At 68.6% G+C, this 23,400-nt stretch carries 21 protein-coding genes; 11 read left to right on the forward strand and 10 right to left on the reverse strand.

Annotated elements, in window-relative coordinates; genetic code table 11:
- Positions 1-47: 47 nt before the first annotated feature.
- From AC1D29_RS02455 to AC1D29_RS02475, 5 genes are all read right to left on the reverse strand, one after another.
- Positions 48-827, reverse strand: coding sequence for an ABC transporter ATP-binding protein (locus AC1D29_RS02455; RefSeq protein WP_477894295.1), 780 nt, complete (start codon positions 825-827; stop codon positions 48-50).
- The gene (locus AC1D29_RS02460) at positions 824-2,116 is read right to left on the reverse strand and encodes a branched-chain amino acid ABC transporter permease (RefSeq protein WP_477894296.1); all 1,293 of its coding nucleotides are present in this window, start codon (positions 2,114-2,116) and stop codon (positions 824-826) included. The genes AC1D29_RS02455 and AC1D29_RS02460 overlap by 4 nt, the downstream gene beginning before the upstream one ends.
- Complete coding sequence (locus AC1D29_RS02465) at positions 2,116-3,075, reverse strand: branched-chain amino acid ABC transporter permease (RefSeq protein WP_477894409.1); 960 nt, start codon at positions 3,073-3,075, stop codon at positions 2,116-2,118. Before AC1D29_RS02465 ends, AC1D29_RS02460 begins: the two co-directional genes overlap by 1 nt.
- Before the next feature lie 131 nt (positions 3,076-3,206).
- Positions 3,207-4,457 (reverse strand): branched-chain amino acid ABC transporter substrate-binding protein, encoded by a 1,251-nt coding sequence (locus AC1D29_RS02470; protein ID WP_477894297.1) that lies wholly within the window; start codon positions 4,455-4,457, stop codon positions 3,207-3,209.
- An 86-nt stretch (positions 4,458-4,543) separates the two neighbouring features.
- Positions 4,544-6,190, reverse strand: coding sequence for a 3-(methylthio)propionyl-CoA ligase (locus AC1D29_RS02475; RefSeq protein WP_477894298.1), 1,647 nt, complete (start codon positions 6,188-6,190; stop codon positions 4,544-4,546).
- A 134-nt stretch (positions 6,191-6,324) separates the two neighbouring features.
- Here AC1D29_RS02475 and AC1D29_RS02480 point away from each other — a divergent pair, with 134 nt between their 5' ends.
- From AC1D29_RS02480 to AC1D29_RS02500, 5 genes are read left to right on the forward strand one after another with little or no spacing between them, the layout of a single operon-like run.
- Positions 6,325-7,773, forward strand: coding sequence for a protein adenylyltransferase SelO (locus AC1D29_RS02480; RefSeq protein ID WP_477894299.1), 1,449 nt, complete (start codon positions 6,325-6,327; stop codon positions 7,771-7,773).
- Between the two features lie 7 nt (positions 7,774-7,780).
- Positions 7,781-8,191 (forward strand): peptide-methionine (R)-S-oxide reductase MsrB, encoded by a 411-nt coding sequence (gene msrB / locus AC1D29_RS02485; protein ID WP_477894300.1) that lies wholly within the window; start codon positions 7,781-7,783, stop codon positions 8,189-8,191.
- 56 nt (positions 8,192-8,247) lie between these two features.
- Entirely contained in the window at positions 8,248-8,883 is a 636-nt protein-coding gene (locus AC1D29_RS02490) for a septation protein A (RefSeq protein ID WP_477894301.1), read from the forward strand.
- Positions 8,880-9,158 carry a BolA family protein gene (locus AC1D29_RS02495; RefSeq protein ID WP_477894302.1) on the forward strand — a complete coding sequence of 93 codons (279 nt, stop codon included), beginning with the start codon at positions 8,880-8,882 and terminating at the stop codon, positions 9,156-9,158. Before AC1D29_RS02490 ends, AC1D29_RS02495 begins: the two co-directional genes overlap by 4 nt.
- Before the next feature lie 58 nt (positions 9,159-9,216).
- Positions 9,217-10,020, forward strand: a complete 804-nt coding sequence (locus AC1D29_RS02500; protein WP_477894303.1) for a peptidylprolyl isomerase — start codon at positions 9,217-9,219, stop codon at positions 10,018-10,020.
- Positions 10,021-10,110: 90 nt separating this feature from the next.
- On the opposite strand, the gene AC1D29_RS02505 is transcribed toward AC1D29_RS02500, so the two are convergent.
- Entirely contained in the window at positions 10,111-10,782 is a 672-nt protein-coding gene (locus tag AC1D29_RS02505; protein ID WP_477894304.1) for an ABC transporter ATP-binding protein, read from the reverse strand.
- Here AC1D29_RS02505 and AC1D29_RS02510 point away from each other — a divergent pair.
- Positions 10,781-11,425, forward strand: a complete 645-nt coding sequence (locus AC1D29_RS02510) for an arylesterase (protein ID WP_477894305.1) — start codon at positions 10,781-10,783, stop codon at positions 11,423-11,425. The genes AC1D29_RS02505 and AC1D29_RS02510 overlap by 2 nt on opposite strands.
- On the opposite strand, the gene AC1D29_RS02515 is transcribed toward AC1D29_RS02510, so the two are convergent.
- Both AC1D29_RS02515 and def read right to left on the reverse strand, forming a co-directional pair.
- The gene (locus tag AC1D29_RS02515) at positions 11,422-13,428 is read right to left on the reverse strand and encodes a DUF6600 domain-containing protein (RefSeq protein WP_477894306.1); all 2,007 of its coding nucleotides are present in this window, start codon (positions 13,426-13,428) and stop codon (positions 11,422-11,424) included. The genes AC1D29_RS02510 and AC1D29_RS02515 overlap by 4 nt on opposite strands.
- 67 nt (positions 13,429-13,495) lie before the next feature.
- Positions 13,496-14,032, reverse strand: a complete 537-nt coding sequence (gene def / locus AC1D29_RS02520) for a peptide deformylase (protein ID WP_477894307.1) — start codon at positions 14,030-14,032, stop codon at positions 13,496-13,498.
- 51 nt (positions 14,033-14,083) lie between these two features.
- Between def and AC1D29_RS02525 the strand changes: the two genes are divergently transcribed.
- The 5 genes from AC1D29_RS02525 (at position 14,084) to AC1D29_RS02545 (ending at position 20,786) form a co-directional block, all read left to right on the forward strand.
- Entirely contained in the window at positions 14,084-15,040 is a 957-nt protein-coding gene (locus AC1D29_RS02525; protein WP_477894308.1) for an MBL fold metallo-hydrolase, read from the forward strand.
- Between the two features lie 293 nt (positions 15,041-15,333).
- On the forward strand, positions 15,334-17,865 hold the full coding sequence (gene nirB / locus AC1D29_RS02530) for a nitrite reductase large subunit NirB (RefSeq protein WP_477894309.1): 2,532 nt from the start codon (positions 15,334-15,336) through the stop codon (positions 17,863-17,865).
- Between the two features lie 13 nt (positions 17,866-17,878).
- Positions 17,879-18,202 carry a nitrite reductase small subunit NirD gene (nirD, locus tag AC1D29_RS02535; protein ID WP_477894310.1) on the forward strand — a complete coding sequence of 108 codons (324 nt, stop codon included), beginning with the start codon at positions 17,879-17,881 and terminating at the stop codon, positions 18,200-18,202.
- A gap of 33 nt (positions 18,203-18,235) precedes the next feature.
- On the forward strand, positions 18,236-19,048 hold the full coding sequence (locus AC1D29_RS02540; RefSeq protein ID WP_477894311.1) for a formate/nitrite transporter family protein: 813 nt from the start codon (positions 18,236-18,238) through the stop codon (positions 19,046-19,048).
- 7 nt (positions 19,049-19,055) lie between these two features.
- On the forward strand, positions 19,056-20,786 hold the full coding sequence (locus tag AC1D29_RS02545; RefSeq protein ID WP_477894312.1) for a bifunctional protein-serine/threonine kinase/phosphatase: 1,731 nt from the start codon (positions 19,056-19,058) through the stop codon (positions 20,784-20,786).
- Here the strand turns inward: AC1D29_RS02545 and ntrC are convergent.
- Both ntrC and glnL read right to left on the reverse strand, forming a co-directional pair.
- Positions 20,783-22,255 (reverse strand): nitrogen regulation protein NR(I), encoded by a 1,473-nt coding sequence (gene ntrC, locus AC1D29_RS02550; protein WP_477894313.1) that lies wholly within the window; start codon positions 22,253-22,255, stop codon positions 20,783-20,785. The genes AC1D29_RS02545 and ntrC overlap by 4 nt on opposite strands.
- A 33-nt stretch (positions 22,256-22,288) precedes the next feature.
- Positions 22,289-23,392 carry a nitrogen regulation protein NR(II) gene (glnL, locus tag AC1D29_RS02555; protein ID WP_477894314.1) on the reverse strand — a complete coding sequence of 368 codons (1,104 nt, stop codon included), beginning with the start codon at positions 23,390-23,392 and terminating at the stop codon, positions 22,289-22,291.
- Between the last annotated feature and the right edge of the window lie 8 nt (positions 23,393-23,400).

Genomic DNA, 23,400 nt, shown 5'->3' on the forward strand with positions numbered 1-23,400 from the left:
CCCCAGGGGGACGCGCGCCGGCTCGGGAGCGGCCCAGCGCTCGGCGCTCATGCCGCTGCCGCCTGTGTTTCGGCCAGAACCGAGCCGAGATAGGCCTCCTGCACGCGCGCGTTGGCCCGCACCGCATCGGGCGTGTCGAAAGCAATGACCTCGCCGTAGACCAGCACGGCGATCTTGTCGGCCAGGCCGAAGACGACACCCATGTCGTGCTCCACGGTCAGCAGCGTCTTGCCGACCGTCACGTCGCGGATCAGCTGGATGAAGCGCTTGGTTTCGCTCTTGCTCATGCCCGCCGTGGGTTCGTCCAGCAGGATGACGCTGGAGCCGCCGGCGATGGTGATGCCGATCTCCAGCGCGCGCGCCTCGGCATAGGTCAGGTTCATGGCCAGCACGTCGCGGCGCTTGTCGAGCTTGATCATCTCCAGGATCTGCTCGGCGCGGTCGTTGGCGTCGTCCAGGTCGGCCAGGAACTTCCAGAACGCGTAACGGTGGCCCAGGCTCCACAGCACCGCGCAGCGAATGTTCTCGAACACGCTCAAACGCGTGAACAGGTTGGAGACCTGGAAGCTGCGCGACAGGCCCAGACGGTTGATCTCGTAGGGCTTCTTGCCGTGGATGCGCTGGCCGTGCAGCTGGATCTCGCCCGAGGTCGGCGCGAAGCGGCCGCTGATCAGGTTGAACAGCGTGCTCTTGCCCGCGCCGTTGGGGCCGATGATGGCGACACGCTCGCCGGCCTGCACGGCCAGGTTGGCGCCGCGGATGATCTCGCTCTTGCCGAAGCTCTTGCGCACGTCGCGCAGTTCGAGGGCGTATGCGGTGCTGCTCACAGCGCTTCCCTCCGTTTGATTTCCTTCTCGATCTCTTCCTGGATCTCGCCCCACTGGTGCGCGTAGTGACGCCGCACCAGCTCGAACAGGGCGATGCCCACGACCATCAGCCAGCAGGCGCCGAACCAGGCATCCACGCCCGAACTGTTCAGCGTCGCGCCCATGAAGCGCAGTTCCGGGCCCAGGGCCTCGTTGAGCTGGCGGTGGTAGACCATCTCGATCATGGCCGCCGCGCCCGTCAGCGCCGCCAGCGCTGTGCCGGCCAGCGCCAGGTAGGACGTCCAGATGCGGCCCAGCTTGCCGAAGGCCGCCACGCGCAGGTTCATCAGGATCAGGCTCGCGAAGCCGCCCGGCGCGTACATGACCATGAACAGGAACACCAGGCCCAGGTAGAGCAGCCAGGCGCTCGTCAGCTCCGACAGCAGCACCAGCGCGATGACCATCAGCACCGCGCCCAGGATGGGCCCGAAGAAGAAGGTCGCGCCGCCCAGGAAGGTGAAGAGCAGGTAGGCGCCGGAGCGCGATGCGTGCAGCACCTCGCCGTTGACGATCTCGGTGTTGATGGCGCCCAGCCCCCCGGCGATGCCGGCGAAGAAGCCGGAGATCGTGAAGGCCATGAAGCGCACCCAGTGCGTGTCGTAGCCGACGAACTCGACGCGCTCGGGGTTGTCGCGCACGGCGTTCAGCATGCGACCCAGCGGCGTGCGCGTCAGCGCGAACATCGCCGCCGTGCAGATGAAGCAGTAGAGGGCGACGAGGTAGTAGACCTGGATCTGCGGCCCGAAACTGATGCCCAGCAGCGGTTTGCCGATGACGCGGTTGCTGGACACGCCGCCCTCGCCGCCCGAGAACTCGGGCAGCATCAGCGCCAGCGCGAACACCAGCTCGCCGATGCCCAGCGTGATCATCGCGAAGGGCGTCCCGGCCTTCTTGGTCGACACATAACCCAGCAATGCCGCGCACACCAGGCCGGCCAGGCCGCCCACCAACGGGATCAGGCTGACGGGAATGCCCAGCGTGCCGGCGCCGGCCATGTTCAGCGCATGGATGGCCAGGAAGGCGCCCATGCCGCTGTAGACCGCGTAGCCGAAGCTCAGCATGCCGCCCTGGCCCAGCAGGATGTTGTAGGCCAGGCAGGCAATGATGCCGATGCCCATCTGCGTCAGCATGGTCTGCGCGAGGCCGCTGGTCCAGATGCGCGGTGCGACGAGCAGGATCAGCGCGAAGACGCCCCAGACGATCCAGCGCCCGACGTTGTAGGGCTTGAAATGAAACTCTTGCGCCTTCATCAGTCTTCTCGCGTGCCCAGCAGGCCCTTGGGCCGGAAGATCAGGATCAGCACCATCAGCAGGTAGGGCAGGATCTGCGCCACGTCCTTCAGCGCCAGCCGCAGCACCGGGTAGCCCGGCGTGGATGGCGTGACGGTGAAGCCCATGGACGTCAACGCCGATGCCAGCGAGGCGTCCACCGTCAGCGGCAGCGTCTGCAGCAGGCCGATGACCAGCGAGCCGACGAAGGCGCCGGCCAGCGAGCCGATGCCGCCCACCACCACCACCACGAAGATGATGGAGCCGACGATGGCCGCCATGTTGGGCTCGGTCACGAAGGTGATGCCGCCGATGACGCCCGCCAGCGCCGCCAGCGCGCAGCCGCTGCCGAAGACCAGCATCAGCACGCGCGGCACGTTGTGGCCCAGCGCCTCGACCATCTCCGGGTGCGTCAGCGAGGCCTGGATGACCAGGCCCACGCGGGTGCGCGTCAGCAGCAACCACAGTGCCACCAGCATCAGCAGTGCGACGAACATCATGAAGGCGCGCGTGATCGGGAAGGTCGAGCACAGCGCGGCCGTGCAAAGCTCCGGCGCGGCCTTGCCCAGCGCGAAGGACATGCCCTGCACGGGGTGCGAAATGATCGTGAACGCGGAGCCCTGCAGCTCGGGCGGCGGCGTGAACGGCACCGCCGTGCGGCCCCAGATCAGCTGCACCAGCTCCAGCACCACATAGGACAGGCCGAAGGTGATCAGCAGCTCCGGCACATGGCCGAACTTGTGCACGCGGCGCAGCGCCAGGCGCTCGAAGCCCGCGCCCATCACGCCAACCAGCAGCGGCGCCAGCAGCAGCGCCGGCCAGAAGCCCAGCACGCCCACCAGCGAGTAGGCGACGTAGGCGCCCACCATGTAGAAGCTGGCATGCGCGAAGTTCAGCACGCCCATCATGCTGAAGATCAGCGTCAGCCCGGAGCTGAGCATGAACAGCAGCAGGCCGGACGACAGGCCGTTCAGCAGGTTGATGAAGACTTGATCCAAAGCGGCAGCCGGCAAGGTCAGGAGAACGCGCCGCCGTGGAAACGGACGGCGCGGCGAGTCAGGCGCTCAGGCGATCAGCCCGGCCTTTTCATTTGGCAGGACGTCGGCGTGGATGACACGTAAGCGTCGTACTGCTTCACCGGCGCCAGCGTCATGCCGGTCTTCTCGGGGCTGTAGGAGTACTTGGCGTCGGCCTTCTGCCAGACCGAGATGAACAGCGGCTGCTGCAGCTGGTGGTCGCTCTTGCGCATCGTCACTTCGCCGTTGAAGCTCTTGACGGACAGGCCCTCGAGCGCCGCCGCCACCTTCACCGGGTCGGTGGACTTGGCGTTGGCCATGGCCTGGCTCAGCAGCGTGTAGATGTGCTGGATGCTGAGCGTGTACATGTCGTCGTTGAACTTCTTGTTGTATTCCTCGGCATCCTTCTGCGCCTGGCCGCCCATGTTGTAGTGGCTGTACGCCACCTGGAACACGCGGCCCGCGCCGCCGGTGCCCAGCGCCGTCGGCGTGCCGGTCACGCCGGTGTAGTAGGTGAAGAACTTGCCGTTGTAGCCGGCCTCGTTGGCCGCCTTGACGAGCAGGGCCAGGTCGGAGCCCCAGTTGCCCGTGATGACGGTATCGGCGCCGCTGGCCTTGATCTTGGCGACGTAGGGCGCGAAGTCGCGCACCTGGGCCAGCGGGTGCAGGTCTTCACCCACCACCTGCACGTCCGGGCGCTTGCGGCCCAGCATTTCCTTGGCGTACTTGGCGACCTGGTGGCCGTGCGCGTAGTTCTGGTTCAGCAGGAAGACCTTCTTGACGTCCGGCTGGTCCTTCATGAAGGTGGTCAGCGCCTCCATCTTCATGGATGTGTCGGCGTCGAAGCGGAAGTGCCAGTAGCTGCACTTGCTGTTGGTCAGGTCGGGGTCCACCGCCGAGTAGTTGAGGTAGACGATTTCCTTGCCGGGGTTGCGCTCGTTGTGCTTGGCGACCGCGTCGCTCAGCGCCAGCGCGACGCTGGAGCCGTTGCCCTGCATGATGTAGCGGATGCCCTGGTCGGCCGCGGCCTTCAAGAGGTTCAGCGACTCGGCCGGGCTGAGCTTGTTGTCGAACGTGACGATCTCGAACTTCACGCCGGCGGGATTGCTCTTGTTGAACTTCTCGCCGAGGAACTGGAAGGTCTTGACCTGGTTCTGGCCGACCGGTCCCATCAGGCCCGACAGCGCGTCGATGTAGGCCAGCTTGACCGTCTCGCCCTTCTGGGCCTGGGCGCCGGCGGCGGCCAGCACCAGCGTGGCGGCTGCGATGGCACGCAGTGGGGAGCGGGTCGAGGTGATGTCGAACATGCTTGTCTCCTGTTGTGATGGCTCGAATGTGAACGGAAGTTAATGCAGCCGGGTCGCAATGGCGTCCCGTGCTTACCCCAGACGACTCAGGTCGTCGGCAACTTGTGGTGCAGGAACTGCTCGCGCAGCTTGAGCTTTTGCACCTTGCCGGTGGCCGTGTGCGGAATCTCGGTGACGAAGGCGACGTCGTCGGGGACCTGCCACTTGGCGATGCGGCCGTCGAAGAAGGCCAGCAACTCCTCCCGTGTGACGGTGGCGTCAGGCTTCTTGACGACCACCAGCAGCGGGCGCTCGTCCCACTTCGGGTGGCGCGCGGCGATGACGGCGGCCTCGTGCACGCCCGGGTGGGCCATCGCGATGTTCTCGAGGTCGATGGAGCTGATCCACTCGCCGCCGGACTTGATGACGTCCTTGCTGCGGTCGGTGATCTGCATGAAGCCATCGGCATCGATGGTCGCCACGTCGCCGGTCGGGAACCAGCCTGGCTCGCCGTCGACGCTGATCAACGGCGACTCGTCATGGTTGAAGTACTGGGAGATGACCCAGTGCCCGCGCACGACCAGGTTGCCTGCGCTGGCGCCATCCCAGGGCAGCGAGCGGCCCTCGTCGTCGATGATGGCCATGTCCACGCCGTAGATGACACGGCCCTGCTTCTCCAGCAGGCGCTGCTGCTGTTCGGCCGACAGCTCGAGCTGGCGCGTTGTCAGCTTGGACAGCGTGCCCAGCGGCGACATCTCCGTCATGCCCCAGGCGTGGATGACCTCGACGCCAAAGTCCTGCTGCAGCGACTTCATCATGGCCGGCGGGCAGGCCGAGCCGCCGATGACGGTGCGCTTGAACGTCGAGAACTTCAGGTTGTTGGCCTTGACGTAGTTCAACAGGCCCAGCCAGACGGTCGGCACGCCGGCGCTGAAAGACACCTTCTCGTTCTCGAACAGGTCGAAGAGGCTTTTGCCGTCCAGGTGCGGCCCGGGCAGCACCAGCTTGCAGCCGACGATGGCGGCGCTGTAGGGCAGGCCCCAGGCGTTGACGTGGAACATCGGCACGACGGGCAGGATGACGTCGCGGCCGGAGCAGTCCATCGCGTCCGGCAGCGCGGCGGCATAGGCGTGCAGCACGGTCGAGCGGTGGCTGTAGACGGCACCCTTCGGGTTGCCCGTGGTGCCCGACGTGTAGCAGATGCTGGACGCGGTGTTCTCGTCGAACTGCGGCCAGTTGTAGTCGCCGGTCTCGGCGTCCAGCAGGTCATCGAAGCACAGCAGGTTGGGAATGGCCGTGGTCGCTGGCATGTGGGCGCGCGAGGTCATCAGCACGAAGTGCTTCACCGTCTTCAGCAGCGGCGCGACCTTCTCGACCAGCGGCAGGAAGGTTGCGTCAAAACACAGCACGCGGTCCTGCGCGTCGCTGGCGATCCAGACGATCTGCTCGGGAAACAGGCGCGGGTTGATCGTGTGGCAGACCAGCCCGGAGCCGGAGCTGCCGTAGTAGATCTCCATGTGGCGGTGGCCATTCCAGGCCAGCGTCGCGACACGGTCGCCGCTCTCGCAACCCAGGCGTGCAAACGCCTGCGCGGCCTGACGCGAACGGCGCGCAAGCTCGCGCCAGTTGCTGCGGTGCAGGTCGCCCTCGACCCGCTTGCTGACGATCTCGGTCTCGCCCGAATGCCGCTCGGCGTGCCTCAGCAGCGACGAGATCAGCAGCGGATCCGACATCATCCGGCCCATCAATGCCATGGTTGTCTCCTGGCGGTCTTATCGACCCAGTCTAGCCCCCGCCTCCGGCAGCCGACCGTCACAACCGCGACCCTTGGACCCCGGGGAAACACCCAGGCCAGCGGGGCAAAACGCCTCGTCACTAAACTGGTGCGATGAAACCGCTCGAGGGTCTGGCCTGGACCAACCGCTTCGCCGCACTGGGCACCGAATTCTTCACCGAGCTGCCCGCCCAAGGCCTGCCCGACCCGCACTGGGTCGCCCAGAGCACAGCCTGCGCGGAACTGCTCGGCTGGCCCGCCGACTGGGCCTCGCGTCCCGAGGCGCTTGCGGCGTTCTCCGGCAATGCCACCTGGCCCGGCATGCGGCCGCTGGCCAGCGTCTACAGCGGCCACCAGTTCGGCGTCTGGGCCGGCCAGTTGGGCGACGGCCGCGCGCTGTGGCTGGGCGAGGTCGACACGCCCCATGGCCCGCACGAACTGCAGCTGAAGGGTGGCGGCCAGACGCCCTACTCCCGCCGCGCGGACGGCCGCGCGGTGCTGCGCTCCTCCATCCGCGAGTTCCTGTGCTCGGAGGCGATGGCCGCCTTGGGCGTGCCGACGACGCGCGCGCTGTGCATCACCGGCTCGCGCCTGCCCGTCATCCGCGAGACGGTCGAGACCGCCGCCGTCGTCACGCGCGTCGCGCCCAGCTTCATCCGCTTCGGGCACTTCGAGCATTTCGCCCACCACGACCAGCTGGACGCGCTGCGCCGCCTGACGCATTTCTTCATTGCACACCACGCGCCCGAATGCGCCGACGCGCCCGAGCCCGCCGTCGCGCTGCTTCAGCGCGTGTCGTTGCAGACGGCCGACCTCGTCGCGCACTGGCAGTCCGTCGGCTTTTGCCACGGCGTCATGAACACCGACAACATGTCCATGCTGGGCCTGACTCTGGACTACGGCCCGTTCGGCTTCATGGACGCCTTCGACCCGGGCCACATCTGCAACCACAGCGACGACCGCGGCCGCTACGCCTATGCACGCCAGCCGTCCGTCGCGTTCTGGAACCTGCATGCGCTGGCCCAGGCCTTGCTGCCGCTGCTGGACGGCGAGCCCGAGGCGGCCGGCGAACGGCTGCTGGAGGCCGTCGAGGCCTACCGCGGGCGCTTCGCCAGCGCGATGCTGGGCCGCTTGCGTGCCAAGCTGGGTCTGGACGGCGAGACCACCGACGACCAGGCCCTGGCCGATGACTTCCTGAAGCTGATGGCCGCGTCGCGCGCGGACTTCACGCAGAGCTTCCGCCGCCTGTCCCGAGCGCTGACCGATGCCGGGCCGCTGCGCGATCTCTTCATCGACCGCGACGCACTGGATGCCTGGCTGGCGCGCTGGCGCCCGCGCGCGGCGCCCGACGCCGAGGCGCGCATGCTGGCCGTCAACCCGGCCGTCGTGCTGCGCAACCACCTTGCCGAAGGCGCCATCCGTGCGGCGCAGAGCGGCGATTTCAGCGAGATCGACCGTTTGCTGAAAGTTCTGAGCCGCCCGTTCGACGAACCGGTTCTCCCCAGCGACGCCGCCCTGCCGCCCGACTGGGCCCAGACCCTCGAAGTCTCCTGCTCCTCCTGAGGCCGACATGACCGACAAGCCCTACCCCGTCCAGAAAACCGATGCCGAGTGGCGCGAGCAGCTCGATCCCCTGCAATACCAGGTCGCCCGCCAGGCCGGCACCGAGCGCGCCTTCACCGGCAAGTACTGGGACCATTTCGAGAACGGCCACTACAACTGCGTGGGCTGCGGCACGCCGCTGTTCGAGGCCGACACCAAGTTCGACGCCGGCTGTGGCTGGCCCAGCTACTGGGCGCCGGTGAACAGCGAGGTGGTCGAGCGCATCGTCGACCGCAGCCACGGCATGGTGCGCGTGGAGGTGCGCTGCAACAAGTGCGGCAGCCACCTGGGCCATGTCTTCCCCGACGGCCCCGAGCCGACCGGTGAGCGTTTCTGCATCAACTCCGCATCGATCGATTTCGTCGGGGACAATTCCTGAACTCGGGGACAGACCGCCCGAGCGGAGCGAGTCGCTCTGTCCTCGACTGATTCAACATGAAGTTATTGCTCGACTTTCTGCCGCTGATCCTGTTCTTCGTCGCCTTCAAGGGCGCCGAAGGCAACCCGGATGCCGCCGCGGCGTTCGCGACCCAGCACTTCGGCTTCCTCGTGCAGGGCGGCGTCGTCGGCCCGCAGGAGGCGCCGGTGCTGCTGGCCACGGTGGTCGTCATGGTCGCGACACTGGCCCAGGCGGCCATCCTGAAGCTGCGCGGCAAAAAGATCGACCTGATGCTGTGGATCAGCCTGGCGCTGGTCGTGGTGCTTGGCGGCGCCACGGTCTGGTTCCACAACGAGACCTTCATCAAGTGGAAACCCACCGGCCTGTACTGGGCGATGGCGCTGACGCTGTGGGTGTCGCAGGCCTGGTTCGGCAAGAACCTGATCCAGAGCATGTTGAGCGCGGACCTGGCGCTGCCCGACGCGGTGTGGCTCAGGCTCAACCGCGCCTGGGTGCTGTTCTTCGCCGCGATGGGTGTCGTCAACCTCTACGTGGCCTACCACTTCTCGACCTCGGCCTGGGCCAACTTCAAGGTCTTCGGCGTGACCGGGCTGATCCTGCTGTTCACGCTGGCCCAGGGGCTGTACCTCAGCAAGCATCTGCCACCGCAGGAAGAGGACAGCAAGCCGTGAGCCTCACCACCGAGATCGAGGCGCGGCTGCGCGCCGAACTGGCGCCCACGGCACTCGCCATCCGCGATGACAGCGCCCAACATGCCGGCCACGCCGGCGCCCGCGAGGGCGGCCACTTTCACGTGGCTGTCGTGTCGGATCGCTTTACCGGCCTGCAAAGATTGGCCCGTCACCGCCTCGTTTATCATTCTTTGTCTGACCTGATGCAGCGCGGCATTCACGCGCTGGCGATCGATGCCCGCGCCCCGGGCGAGGCCGAGTCAGGTCAAGCGTGATCGAACCACGCGCCCATCCCGGGCGCGATTTTTTTAGCCAGAGTCACACCCCCACCCCATGAAGAAGTTTGCGCTCGCCGCCGTCGTCGCGGCCACCATCTCGGCCCTGCTGCCGGCTGCCGCAATCGCGCAGAACGTCGCCACGGTCAACGGCAAGCCCGTGCCCAAGGCCCGCGTCGAGACGCTGATCCAGCAGGTCACCAAGAGCGGCCAGCAGCAACGCTCGCCCGAACTGGAAGCCCAGGTCAAGGACGAGGTCGTGCGCCGCGAGATCTTCATGCAGGAAGCCGAGAAGCGCGGCGTCCCGCAGAGCGCCGACTACAAGGCGCAGATGGACCTGGCCCGCCAGATGCTGCTGATCCGCGGCCTGATGGACGACTTCAAGACCAAGAACCCCATCAGCGACGCCGATGCCCAGGCCGAGTACGACAAGTTCAAGGCTGCCAACAGCGGCAGCGAATACCGCGCCCGCCACATCCTGGTCGAGAAGGAAGAAGACGCCAAGGCGCTGATCGCGAAGATCAAGGCCGGCGGCAACTTCGAGGAACTGGCCAAGGCCAACTCCAAGGACACCGGCTCCGCCGCCAACGGTGGCGATCTGGACTTCGCCAACCCCAACAACTTCGTGCCCGAGTTCAGCAAGGCCATGACGGCGCTGCAAAAGGGCGAGATGACGCAGGAACCGGTGAAGAGCCAGTTCGGCTACCACATCATCAAGCTGGAAGACACGCGCGCGGCCACCTTCCCGGCCTTCGACGACGTCAAGGCACAGATCAAGCAGCGCATCGAACAGCAGAAGATGGCCGAGTTCCAGGACGGCCTGATCAAGAAGGCCAAGACCGACTACACGTTCTCGAAGTAAGCCAGGCGCCGAACCGAAACGATCAAGCCCGCCTCCCGGCGGGCTTTTTCTTAGGACCTGTTAACGCTACGGCAGTAGGCCGCGAAGGCCCTAGACGGCCAGGCGGCCGGCCTCGATGCGCAACTGTCGCTCGCAGCGCGTCGCGATCTCGCGGTCATGGGTGACCAGCACCAGCGTCGTGCCAGCCTCGCGGTTGAGCTCGAACATCAGCGCCATCACCTGCGCGCCGGTGGCGAAGTCCAGGCTGCCGGTCGGCTCGTCGGCCAGCAGCAGCGCCGGGCGCAGCACGAAGGCGCGCGCCAGCGCCACGCGCTGCTGTTCACCGCCGGACAGCACGCGTGGGTAGTGCGACAGCCGCTCACCCAGGCCCACGCGGGCCAGCATGGCCGCTGCCTGATCGCGCGCGTCACGCTCGCCGCGCAGCTCCAGCGGCAGCATGACGTTCTCCAGCGCCGTCAGGTTGGGCAGCAGCTGGAAGCTCTGGAACACGAAGCCCAGTTCGCGTGCGCGCACGGCGGCGCGCTGGTCCTCGTTGAGCGTGAACAAGTCCTGGCCGCGCAGCTTGACGGTGCCGCCGCTGGGCGTGTCCAGGCCGGCCAGGATGGCCAGCAGCGTGCTCTTGCCCGAGCCCGAGGCGCCGACGATGGCGACGGACTCCCGCGCGGTCAGCTCGAAGCTGATGTCATGCAGAATCGTCAGCTCCCCGGTCGCGTCGCGCACGCGCTTGGTGATCTGATCAACTTGAACAAGGGCTTCGGGCATGTCGGGACTGCGTCGGCGGGCGGTGGTGGCGCACTTTAGCCTGGGGGTGCTGGCCGGCTGGTCGTCAGGGGTTGCTGCGGCCGCCGAGGCGCCGGTCATCCTGGTGGTGGGCGACAGCCTGTCGGCCGAATACGGCCTGAAGGCGGGTGCCGGCTGGGTGGCGTTGCTGCAGGCGCGGCTGGCCGAGCAGAAGAAGCCGCATCGCGTCGTCAATGCCAGCATCAGTGGCGACACGACGTCCGGCGGCCGCAGCCGCCTGCCGGCCGCGCTGCGCACCCACAAGCCGGCCATCGTCATCCTCGAACTGGGCGGCAACGACGCCTTGCGCGGCCTGCCGCTCGCGAGCACGCGCGACAACCTGCTGACGATGGCGCGCACCGCGCAGGCGGCTGGTGCCAAGGTCATCGTCGTGGGCATGCAGGTGCCGCCCAACTACGGCAGCAGCTATGCGCGCGACTTCGAGGGGCTGTTCGCGGACGTCGCCAAGCAGGCACGCGCCGGCCTCGTGCCGTTCCTGCTGAAAGGCGTGGCCGAACGCGCGGACGCGATGGACTGGTTCCAGCCCGACCGCATCCACCCGCTGGCCAAGGCGCATCCGCTGATGCTGGACAACGTCTGGCCGGCCCTGAAGCCGCTGCTTTAGCGCTCGTTTTCCTTGCGGTCGCCGCGCTTGTCGCTGCGCACCGGCACGCCGTCCTGACGGCCACGCTGCGGTCCTTCGTCGCGCGGCTGGGCGCGGGGAGGCTGGACCTGCGGCTGCGCTTGTTGCGGCTGCGGTTGCGGCATCTGCACGCGCGGCGGCTCCGCCTGGCGTTGGGGCTCCGGCTGCGGCATGCGGCGCTGCTGCTCTTCCCGGCGCTGCTGCATCTCGCGCTGCTGCATCTCACGCTGCTGCATGTCGCGTTGCTGCATGTCGCGTTGCTGCGCCTCGCGTTGCTGGGCTTCCCGTTGGTGGGCCTCCCGCTGCTGCACCTCGCGCTGCTGCATCTCGCGTTGCTGCTGCGCTTCCCGGGCCTGCTGTTGCTGCTGCTGCTGCTGCTGTTGCTGTTGCTGTTGTGCACGCCAGGGCATGTTGTCGCCACCACGCTGCGGCTCGGCACCCGGGCGCGGCTGCATCGGCACCGGCTGGGCCTGCGGCGGCTGCGGCTGGACGATGGCGGGCGTCACCGGCTGCGTGGCCGGCGCATCGGGCCCGCGATGGCTGTCGCGGCGCACGGGCACCTGGCCGTCGCTGCGCCAGCCCATGCCGGGCTCACGGTCGCCGCGGTCGCGGTCACGCTGGCGGGGCGAGTCGGCTTCCACCGGCCGTGTCGGCGCGGCGGGCAGCACGGCTGCGAAGTCTCCACGGCCCGGCGCCGTCGGCAGCGGGCGGGTCCAGCCCGGCTCGGGCTTGCGGTCCGGGCCACGCACGGGCATGGGCTGGATGCGCGCTCCGGGCGCCGGCAGCGTACTGACGGCCGTGGGCACGTCGCGGTAGCGGTGCGGGCGCTGCACGGTGACGGGGTCGCGCACGTCGCGCGGGTCGTTGATGCGGTTCACGTAGCGCGGGCTGTGGTGGTAGGCCGGCCGGTAGACCTCGCGCGGCGCCAGCGGATACCAGCCGTAGCGCGGCGGCGGTGCGCGACCGCCGATGCTGATGCCTACGCTGACGGCGCCACCGCCCACCCAGCCGACCAGGGCCGGCGCGTAGACGGGCCGGTGCACGTAGGCGCCCGGCGCCCAGCACCAGCGCCCGCCCCAGCTGACCCAGCGGCCGTAGTGGAAGGGCGCGAAACCCCAGGGCGCGTCGTCCACCCAGGTCCAGCCCCAATGGCGCGACCACGCCCAGCGGCCGTAGCGGTAGGGCGCCCAGTCGGCGACGACAACGGTGGTGGGAATCCACACTGTGCCGTACTCGGGTGCGGTCTCCCAGCGGCCATAGCGGTCCAGATCCTCGGCGCCGGTCATCTCGGGCGACACGTAGCGGGCCACCGGCCGGTCGCCCTCCTCACGGCTCTCGGACAACACCCAGTCGCCGAAACCGTCGCTGTACAGCGGCGAGCGCTCGGCACGCGGGCCGTCGGGCCACCACAGCTCCACCTGCTCGCCGGTGCCCACGTGCACGGGCGAGGCGCCGCGCGCCCATTCAAAGCGCATGCGGCCCTGCCAGACGTAGAGCTTGCTGCCGCGGTCCAGCTGCTCGACGCGGTACAGGCCTTCGCGCTCGGGCTGGGCCGTGCCCTCGCGGGTGCGCAGCCGCGTCTCGGCGGCGTTCTCGGGCGAGCGCAGGCGCAGCGCGACGTCGCCGCGGTCCAGTTGCAGCAGCGTCTGGCCTTCGTCGAGCTGGCTCAGCTCCAGGTCGCTGCGCTCGTCGACCCAGATCGTCGTGGAACCGGCGCGCAAGCTGATGCGGGCGCGGTCGTCGGTGCGCAGGCGGTCACCCTCGCCCACCGTCTGGTTGCGCGTCAGGCGCGTCCATTCGCGCGTGTCGTTGTCGAACAGCCAGGCATCGCCGACGACGTCGACGACACGGGCCGCGCGCGACGGCGGGTCACGGTCGGCATCCTGCGCCTGGACGCCGGGGGCGATGGCGACCAGGAGCGTCAGCGCCAGGACGCGCCAGGTGCGACGGTTCAGGACGAGCTTGGAATCGGCGAGCGTGGCCATGGAAAGGCTCCTTTACGCCACGCTAACGCACCAGCGTCGCAGCCGGTGGACGCCGCTTACAAAGGTTTCAATCATCCGCATTCGCGTCCAGCTCCGGGAAAAGCACCGACGTGAAGCCGAAGCGGGTGAAGTCGGTGACACGCATCGGGTACAGGATGCCGTCCAGGTGGTCGCACTCGTGCTGCACGACGCGGGCATGGAAGCCCTCGGCGATGCGGTCGATGGGCTGGCCGTCGGCGTCGAAGCCACGGTAGCGCAGGCGCTCGTCGCGCTCGACGACACCGCGCAGACCCGGCACCGACAGGCAGCCCTCCCAGCCCTCGGTACGGCCACCGTCCAGCACCTCGATCACCGGGTTGATCAGCACCGTGGGCGGCACCGGCGGTGCGTCGGGGTAGCGCACGTTTTTCGTGTAGCCAAAGATGACCAGGCGCAGGTCCACGCCGATCTGCGGCGCCGCCAGGCCGGCGCCGTTGGCGGCGGCCATGGTCTCGAACATGTCGGCGATCAATTGCTTCAGTTCAGGCGTGCCGAACTCGGTCACCGGCTGCGCGACGCGCAGCAGGCGCGGGTCGCCCATCTTCAGAATCTCGTGAACGGCCACCGCGGGCTCCTTCGGCTATCGTGACCGGCGATTCTAGGAAGCCTCCTCTCCATGCTTGATTTCATCGAAGACCTCGGCCAGGGCATCTACGCCATCGACACCGGCTTCCAGCGCCCGCGCTTCGACGCCGCCTACCTGATGGTGGAGGACGGCCGCGCCGCCTTCATCGACACCGGCACCAACCACGCCGTGCCGCGCCTGCTCGCAACGCTGGCCGCGCTGGGCCTGGGCACGGACGCCGTGGACTGGGTGATCCCGACCCATGTGCACCTGGACCACGCCGGCGGCGTGGGCCTGTTGACGCAGGCGCTGCCCCACGCCCGCGTGCTGGTGCACCCGCGCGGGCTGCGCCACATGGTGGACCCGAAGGCGCTGTGGCTGGGCGCGCTGGCCGTCTACGGCGAAGAAGAGATGCAGCGCAGCTACGGCAAGCTGATGCCGGTGCCGGCCGAGCGCGCCGAGGCCAGCCATGACGAGCAGGTCATCCACCTCGCCGGCCGGCCGCTGCGCCTGATCGACACGCCGGGCCATGCCAAGCACCACCACGCGATCTGGGACGAGCAGAGCCGCAGCTGGTTCACCGGCGACACCTTCGGCCTGTCCTACCGCGCCTTCGACATCGCCGGCCGCGCCTGGATCCTGCCCACCAGCACGCCGGTGCAGTTCGAGCCCGGCCCGCTGAAGGCCACGGTGGCCCGCCTGCTGGCCGCCGAGCCGCTGGCCATGCAGGTCACGCACTACGGGCGCATCGGCGGCACGGTGGCCGAGTTGCAGCGCCTGGCCGCCGTGATGCTGGAACAGGTGGACGAGATGGTGACCTTGGCCGAGTCGCTGCGCGCGGTGCCGGACCGGCATGAACGGCTCAAGGCCGGCCTGCTGGATAGCTACCTGGCCCGGTTGCGGGCCCACGGCCACCCGGCCGATGCCGAAGCCGCCGACTGGCTGGCGCTGGACGCCGAGCTGAACGCGCAAGGGCTGGAAGTGATGCTGGACCGCCCGGCCCGCTGACGGGGCGACCCGCCCCGCGCCGGTGCGCGCCACCGCACCGCGCCAGTGCCGCGCCGCCGTGCGCGGTGCTCCACCCCCAGGGCGCAGCCCGAATCCGACGCAGGCATGCGTCTTGCGATGACTTGCCTGAGGTGCTGCGCCGAAGCCGCCCTCTGCTGACAAAGCATCGCCACAGACGGCGAACTCATCCAGGCCCCGACCGAGCAGACCGCTGCTCTCGGGGCTTTCTTACTTGTCGCTCCGACCTGGCCCGCAATGCCCGGTCGGCGCAGCCTGCTTCGCCAGAACAGACCATGCACATCGTCCTCATCGGCCACGGAATGGTGGGCCAGAAGTTTCTCGAATCCCTTGCGGACGGCCCCGCCGCGGCCGACGTGCAGGTGACGGTGCTGTGCGAGGAGCCGCGCCCGGCCTATGACCGCGTGCACCTGTCCGAGTTCTTCTCCGGCAAGTCCGCCGAGGACTTGTCGCTGGTGGCGCCGGGCTTCTTCGAGAAGACCGGCTTCACGCTGCGCCTGGCCGCCAAGGCCGTGGCCATCGAGCGCCGCGACCACAGCATCACGCTGGCCGACGGCGAGGTCATCCACTACGACAAGCTGGTGCTGGCCACCGGCTCCTACCCCTTCGTGCCGGCCGTGCCGGGCCGCGACCGGCCGCACTGCCATGTCTACCGGACCATCGAGGACCTGGAGGGCATGAAGGCCAGCGGCGCCGTGTCCAAGTCCGGTGTCGTCATCGGCGGCGGCCTGCTGGGCCTGGAATGCGCCAAGGCGCTGCGCGACATGGGCCTGCAGACGCATGTGGTCGAGTTCGCGCCGCGCCTGATGGCCGTGCAGATCGACGAGACCGGCGGCCGCGTGCTGCGCACCAAGATCGAGGAACTGGGCGTCGAGGTGCACACCCAACGCAACACGGTGGAGATCACCGACGGCGCGATGGCGCGCCACCGCCTGGTCTTCACCGACGGCACCTGGCTGGAGACCGACATGCTGGTGTTCTCCGCCGGCATCCGGCCGCGCGACGAGCTGGCGCGCCAATGCGTGCTGGCCATCGGCCCGCGCGGTGGCGCCGTCATTGACGACCACTGCCGCACCAGCGACCGCAATGTCTACGCCATCGGCGAGGTGGCGGCCTGGAACGAGCAGACCTATGGCCTGGTCGCGCCAGGCTACGAGATGGCCCGCGTCGCGGCCCGCCACATCGCCGGCGATGCCGCAGCCGCCTTCCCCGGCGCGGATCTCTCCACCAAGCTCAAGCTGATGGGCGTGGACGTGGCCAGCATCGGCGACGCACACGGCAAGACGCCGCACTGCCGCAGCTACCAGTACGTGGACGAGCGCAAGCAGGTCTACAAGAAGATCGTCGTCAGCGAGGACGGCAGCACGCTGCTGGGCGCCGTGCTGGTGGGCGATGCGGCCGAGTACGGCACCTTGCAGCAGATGCAGCTCAATGGCATCAAGCTGCCGGCCGAGCCCGAGTTCCTCATCCTGCCGAGCAGCGACGGCAAGGCCAAGGTGGGCATCGGCCCCGACGCGCTGCCGGACAGCGCACAGCTGTGCTCGTGCAACAACGTCAGCAAGGGCCAGATCTGCGCAGCCGTCGGCGACGGCGCGACGACCATGAGCGCCATCAAGGCCTGCACCAAGGCCGGCGCCACCTGCGGCGGCTGCGTGCCGCTGGTCACGCAGGTGATGAAGTTCGAGATGGCCAAGCGCGGCATGGCTGTCAACAACCACCTCTGCGAGCACTTCCCGCATTCGCGCCAGGAGCTGTACCACCTGATCCGCGTGGGCGGCATCAAGAGCTTCGGCGAGCTGCTGGGCCGCCATGGCCATGGCCTGGGCTGCGACATCTGCAAGCCCGCCGCCGCGAGCATCTTCGCGTCGTGCTGGAACGAGTTCGTGCTGGAGCCCAAGCTGGCCGCGCTGCAGGACAGCAACGACTACTACCTCGGCAACATCCAGAAGGACGGCAGCTACTCCGTCGTGCCGCGCATGCCGGGCGGCGAGGTCACGCCCGACGGCCTCATCGCCGTGGGCCAGGTGGCCAAGAAGTACGGCCTGTACACCAAGATCACCGGCGGCGCGCGCGTGGACATGTTCGGCGCCCGCGTGGAGCAATTGCCCTTCATCTGGGAAGAACTGATCGCCGCCGGCTTCGAGAGCGGCCATGCCTACGGCAAGTCGCTGCGCACGGTGAAGAGCTGCGTGGGCAGCACCTGGTGCCGCTACGGCGTCGACGACTCGGTCGGCCTGGCCGTTGAGATCGAGAACCGCTACAAGGGCCTGCGCGCGCCGCACAAGATCAAGTTCGGCGTGTCCGGCTGCACGCGGGAATGCGCCGAGGCCCAGGGCAAGGACGTCGGCATCATCGCCACGGAAAAGGGCTGGAACCTCTACGTCGCCGGCAATGGCGGCATGAAGCCGCGCCACGCCGAGCTGATCGCCAGCGACCTCAGCAAGGCCGACCTGATCAAGTACATCGACCGCTTCCTGATGTTCTACGTGCGCACGGCCGACCGCCTGCAGCGCACCAGCACCTGGCGCGACAACCTCGAAGGCGGCCTGGACTACCTGAAGGACGTCGTCATCCACGACAGCCTGGGCCTCGCCGCCGAGTTGGAGGCGCAGATGCAGGCCGTCGTCGACACCTACCAGTGCGAATGGAAGACCGCCGTCACGACGCCGGAAGTGCGCCAGCGCTTCCGCTCCTTCGTCAACAGCGACAAGCCGGACGAGCAGATCGTCTTCGTGGAAGAGCGCGGCCAGATCCGCCCGGCACGCCCGGATGAGCGCGCCGAAGAACGCGACGAAGCCACCGCCTGATCAAGGAAGCCCCATGACCTACACCCCCATCTGCGCCGTCGACGACATCCTGCCCAACACCGGCGTGGCCGCCCGCGTGGGCGACCGCCACGTGGCCGTGTTCCGCGTCGGCCAGGAAAGCTTCCACGCCATCGACAACATCGACCCGCGCTCCGGCGCCAGCGTGCTGGCACGCGGCCTGGTCGGCAACCTCGGCGAGCGCATCGTCGTCGCGTCGCCGCTTTACAAGAACCATTTCGACCTGAGCACCGGCGAATGCCTGGAAGCACCCGAGCAATCGGTGCGGGCGCATGCCGTGCAGGTGCAGGACGGCCGCGTGCTCGTCGCGCTGCGTTGATGACTATTTGATTGGCGAAAGAGGAGACAAACCATGGCCTACGTCGTACCCACCGAGTTCGTGACCAAGATGGTCGATTCGGGTGAATCCAAGCTGCTGATGTCCACGCGGGACACGCTGATCCGCGCCTACATGGCGGGCGCCATCCTGGCGCTTGCCGCGGCCTTCGCCGTGACGGTCAGCGTCAACACGGGCAACCCGTTGCTGGGCGCCGTGTTGTTCCCGGTCGGCTTCATCCTGCTGTACCTGATGGGGTTCGATCTGCTGACCGGCGTGTTCACGCTGGTGCCGCTGGCCGTGCTGGACAAGCGCCCCGGCGCGACCTGGGGCGGCGTGTTCCGCAACTGGACGCTGGTGTTCTTCGGCAACTTCGCCGGCGCGCTGACGGTGGCGGTCTTCATGGCCATCATCTTCACCTTCGGCTTCAGCGAGGCGCCCAATGCGGTGGGCGTGAAGATCGGCAGCATCGGCGAAGGCCGCACGGTGGGCTACGCGGCCCACGGCGCCGCCGGCATGCTGACGCTGTTCATCCGCGGCGTGCTGTGCAACTGGATGGTCTCCACCGGCGTCGTCGCGGCCATGATGTCCACTTCGGTGTCTGGCAAGGCCATCGGCATGTGGATGCCGGTCATGGTGTTCTTCTACATGGGCTTCGAGCACAGCATCGTCAACATGTTCCTGTTCCCATCGGGCCTGATGCTGGGCGGCAAGTTCACGATCATGGACTACCTGATCTGGAACGAGATCCCCACCGTGGTCGGCAACCTGGTCGGCGGCCTGACCTTCGTCGGCCTGTCGCTGTACGCCACGCACTACAAGACCGCGCCCAAGCGCGTGCTGACCTGACCTCGCCATGGCCGCGGCGGGCCTGAGCATCCGGCTGGGCCAGCACTCCGACGCTGGCCCGAAAGCGCTGAACCAGGACTTCCACGGCGCTGCGCTGCCCACCGACGCGCAGCGCCGCTCGCGCGGCATTGCGCTGGCCATCGCCGATGGCATCAGCAGCAGCGCCGTCAGCCAGGTCGCCAGCGCCGCGGCCGTGCGCGGCTTCCTGGAGGACTACTACGGCACCTCCGAGGCCTGGACCGTGCGCCGCGCCGCGCAATGCGTGCTGGCCGCCACCAACGGCTGGCTGCATGCGCAGACGCAGCGCGGCGACGGCCGCTTCGACAAGGACCGCGGCCATGTCTGTACCTTCAGCGCGCTGGTCTTCAAGGGCCGCGAGGTGCACCTGCTGCATGTGGGCGACACGCGCGCCTACCGCGTGCACGCCACGGCGCTGGAGCAGCTGAGCCAGGACCATCGCGTGCGCCTGGACGGTGGCCAGACCTATTTGGGCCGCGCGCTGGGCATCAGCCCGCATCTGGAGATCGACCACAGCTGCTGGCCCACCGAGGTCGGCGAGACCTTCCTGCTGGCCACCGATGGCGCCTACGAGCACCTGGACGCGGCCGTCGTGCAGGCGACGCTGGCGCGGCATGGCGACGACCTGCAGGCGGCCTCGCAGGCCCTGGTGAGCGCGGCGCTGGCGCGTGGCAGCCAGGACAACGCCACCGTCATGCTGGCACGCGTCGAGTCCCTGCCCGACCAGCTCGCGCCGCCGGTGCGCCGCGACGGCCTGCGCCTGCCGCCGCGCCTGGCGCCGCGCATGGATTTCGAGGGCTATCGCGTCGTGCGCGAGCTGTACACCAGCGCGCGCAGCCAGGTCGTGCTGGCCGTCGACGTGGACGGCCGCGAATGGGCGCTCAAGCTGCCGTCGGCCGAGCTGGGCACCGACGCGCAGGCGCTGGACCGCTTCGCGACCGAGGAATGGGTGGCGCGCCGCGTCGACAGCCCGCATGTCATCAAGGCCGCGCCGCCCGAGCGAAGGCGCGAGCACCTCTTCACCGCGATGGAGTTCGTGCCCGGCCAGACGCTGGCGCAGTGGATGACCGACCACCCGGCGCCGGGGCTCGATGACGTGCGCCAGCTGGTCGACCAGATCGCCCGCGGCCTGCAAGCGCTGCACCGCAAGGAGATGCTGCACCAGGACCTGCGGCCGGAGAACCTCATCATCGACCGGCATGGCACGGTCGTCCTCATCGATCTCGCGTCGGCCCATGTGGCGGGCCTGAGTGAAGGCCTGGGCGACGCACGGGCGCGCGAGATCGCCGGCAGCCTGCAGTACACGGCGCCGGAGTACTTCACGGGCGAAGGCGGCTCGCCGCTGTCCGAACTGTTCTCGCTGGCCGTGCTGACCTACCAGATGCTGACCGGCGCCCTGCCCTATGGCCTGCAGGTGCCGCAGGTGCGCGGGCCGCGCGACCTGCACAAGCTGCAATACGTGCCGCTGCGCACGCGCCGCCCCGACCTCCCTGAATGGCTGGACCGCGTGCTGCGCAAAGCGCTGCAGCCGCTACCCGGCAGGCGCCAACAGGCGCTGTCGGAGTTCCAGCACGACCTGCACGCGCCCGGCGGCGAGTTCCTGAAGCGCGACCGCACGCCACTGCAGCAGCGGCATCCGCTGCTGTTCTGGCGCGGGCTGACGCTGCTGTTAGGGCTGGCGACGCTGGTGCTGCTGGGCCTGCGCGTGACCGGTCGCTAGACGTCCAGACCCAGTTCCTGGATCTTGCGCGTGATGGTGTTCCGCCCGATGCCCAGCTTCTGCGCGGCCTCGATGCGCCGGCCACGTGTGATGTCCAACGCGGTCAGGATCAGCTGGGCCTCGAAGCGTTTGGTCAGCGCGTCCCACACATCGGGTTCCCCCGCCAGCAATCTGGCGCGAGCGTCGGCGGCCATGTCGGCCAGCCAGCCTTCGCCGCTGCTGGTGCTGGCAGGAGCTGCGGCCGGCAGCGGCGCGGCGGCGCTGGGCTGGGCCAGCGCGGGGCTGGTCATGGCCGTTGTGGACGGCGCCGCGACATAGCCGGGCTGCAACTCGTCCGGCAGGTCCTTGGGCTCGACCACCTGGCTGGGTGCCATGACGCTGAGCCAGTGGCAGATGTTCTCCAGCTGGCGCACGTTGCCGGGGAAGTCGAAGGCCGTCAGCACGGTCAGCGCCGCATCCGACAGGCGCTTGGGCTCCACGCCCAGTTCGGTCGCGCTACGCTGCAGGAAGTGACGGGCCAGCGAGGCGATGTCCTCGCGGCGCTCGCGCAGCGGCGGCAGGCGCAGGCGGATGACGTTGAGGCGGTGGAACAAGTCCTCGCGGAACACGCCCTGCCGCACACGGTCTTCCAGGTTCTGGTGGGTGGCGGCGATGACGCGCACGTTGCTGCGCATCGGGCTGTGGCCACCGACACGGTAGAACTGGCCATCGGACAGCACGCGCAGCAGGCGCGTCTGCAGCTCGAACGGCATGTCGCCGATTTCGTCGAGGAAAAGCGTGCCGCCGTCGGCCTGCTCGAAGCGGCCGCGCCGCGAGGCCTGGGCGCCGGTGAAGGCGCCGCGCTCGTGGCCGAAGAGCTCGCTTTCCAGCAGGTCCTTCGGAATCGCTGCCGTGTTGATGGCGACGAAGGGGCCTTCGCCACGCGGGCTGTGCTTGTGCAGCGCGCGGGCAACCAGCTCCTTGCCCGAGCCGCTCTCGCCCGTGATCATCACCGTGACATGGCTCTGCGAGAGGCGCCCGATGGCGCGGAAGACGTCCTGCATCGCTGGCGCCTGGCCCAGCATCTCGGGCACTTGCGCGGCGGCTTCCTGCTCGCCGGCCTCGCGCTGGCTTTCCTCCTGCGCGCGGCGGATCAGCTCCACGGCGCGCGGCAGGTCGAAGGGCTTGGGCAGGTACTCGAAAGCGCCACCCTGGAAGGCCGACACGGCACTGTCCAGGTCGGAGTAGGCTGTCATGATGATGACGGGCAAGGCCGGCAGGCGCGCCTTGACCTTGGCCAGCAGCTCCAGCCCCGAGCCGCCGGGCATGCGGATGTCGGACACCAGCACCTGCGGTGAGTCGTCGTCGAGCGCGGCGAGCATGTCGCGCGCATTGCTGAAGCTGCGCACCGGCAGCCCCTCGCGGGCCAGGGCCTTCTCGAGCACGAAGCGGATCGAGTGGTCGTCGTCAACAACCCAGATGGATTTCATGCGGTTCCTCAGCCGCGCCCCTCACCTTGTGAGTTAGGGCAGCGGCAGCGTGATTCGGAAATTCGTCAGGCCCGGCTCGCTCTCGCAATCGATCATCCCTTGGTGCTGTTGGGCGATCGTCTGCGCGAGCGTGAGTCCGAGCCCCGAGCCGCCCTCCCGCCCTGAGACCAGGGGAAAGAAGATGCGATCCCGGATCTCGGCGGGGACGCCGGGACCGTTGTCCTCGATATGCAATTCCAATGCCAAGCGCCAGCGCTGCTTACCGATGGTCACCTGTCGGGCCACGCGCGTGCGCAGCACGATCTGCGCGTCACCCGCCGCGATGCGCGATACCAGCACCTGCGCGGCGTTCTGCACGATGTTCAGCGTCATCTGGATGAGCTGCTCGCGGTCGCCGCGGAAATCGGGCAGCGAGGTGTCGTAGTCGCGCTGGATTTCCAGGCCGCGGGGGTATTCGATGAGCACCAGCGCGCGCACGCGCTCGCAGATCTCGTGGATGTTGACGTCGCCGACGACCTGGGCCTTGCGGTGTGGCGCCAGCAGCCGGTCGACGAGGCTCTGCAGCCGGTCCACCTCGTGCACGATGACCTGCGTGTATTCGGTCAGCTCGGCATCACCCTCGGCGCCGCCCAGCTCCAGGGCCAACAGTTGGGCCGCGCCGCGGATGCCGCCCAGCGGGTTCTTGATCTCGTGGGCCAGGTTGCGCGTCAGCTCCTTGGTCGCCTGAACCTGGTCGAGGCTGCGCTCGTCGCGGTCCTGGCGGGCCTGCTGGGCGATTTCGATCAGCTCCACCAGCACGCGCGGTGAGCCGTCCGCGGCGGCGTCCATCTGCGACACGATGGCGTGCACCGGCAGGCCGTCTTCGTGAGCCCAGGCGCCGCGGCGCAGCAGCGCGTCGAAGCGGCTGCTGGAGTATTGGTTGGCGGCCACGCCGGCCAGCGTCTCGGTCAGGCGCTGGGCGTCGTCGAACCAGTCGGGCAGCTGCGCCTTCTGCACCGCGCGGCGCGACAGCCGCATGATGTTCTCGAAGGCGGTGTTGGCGAACAGGCATTCGCCTTCGGCGCTGGTGACGACGACCATGGTCGCCAGCAGGTCCAGGCCGGCGAACTCGGCCGGCAGCAGGGAGGTATCAGTCATGGCGCGCG

The organism is Roseateles sp. P1_C6 (genome assembly GCF_056406315.1).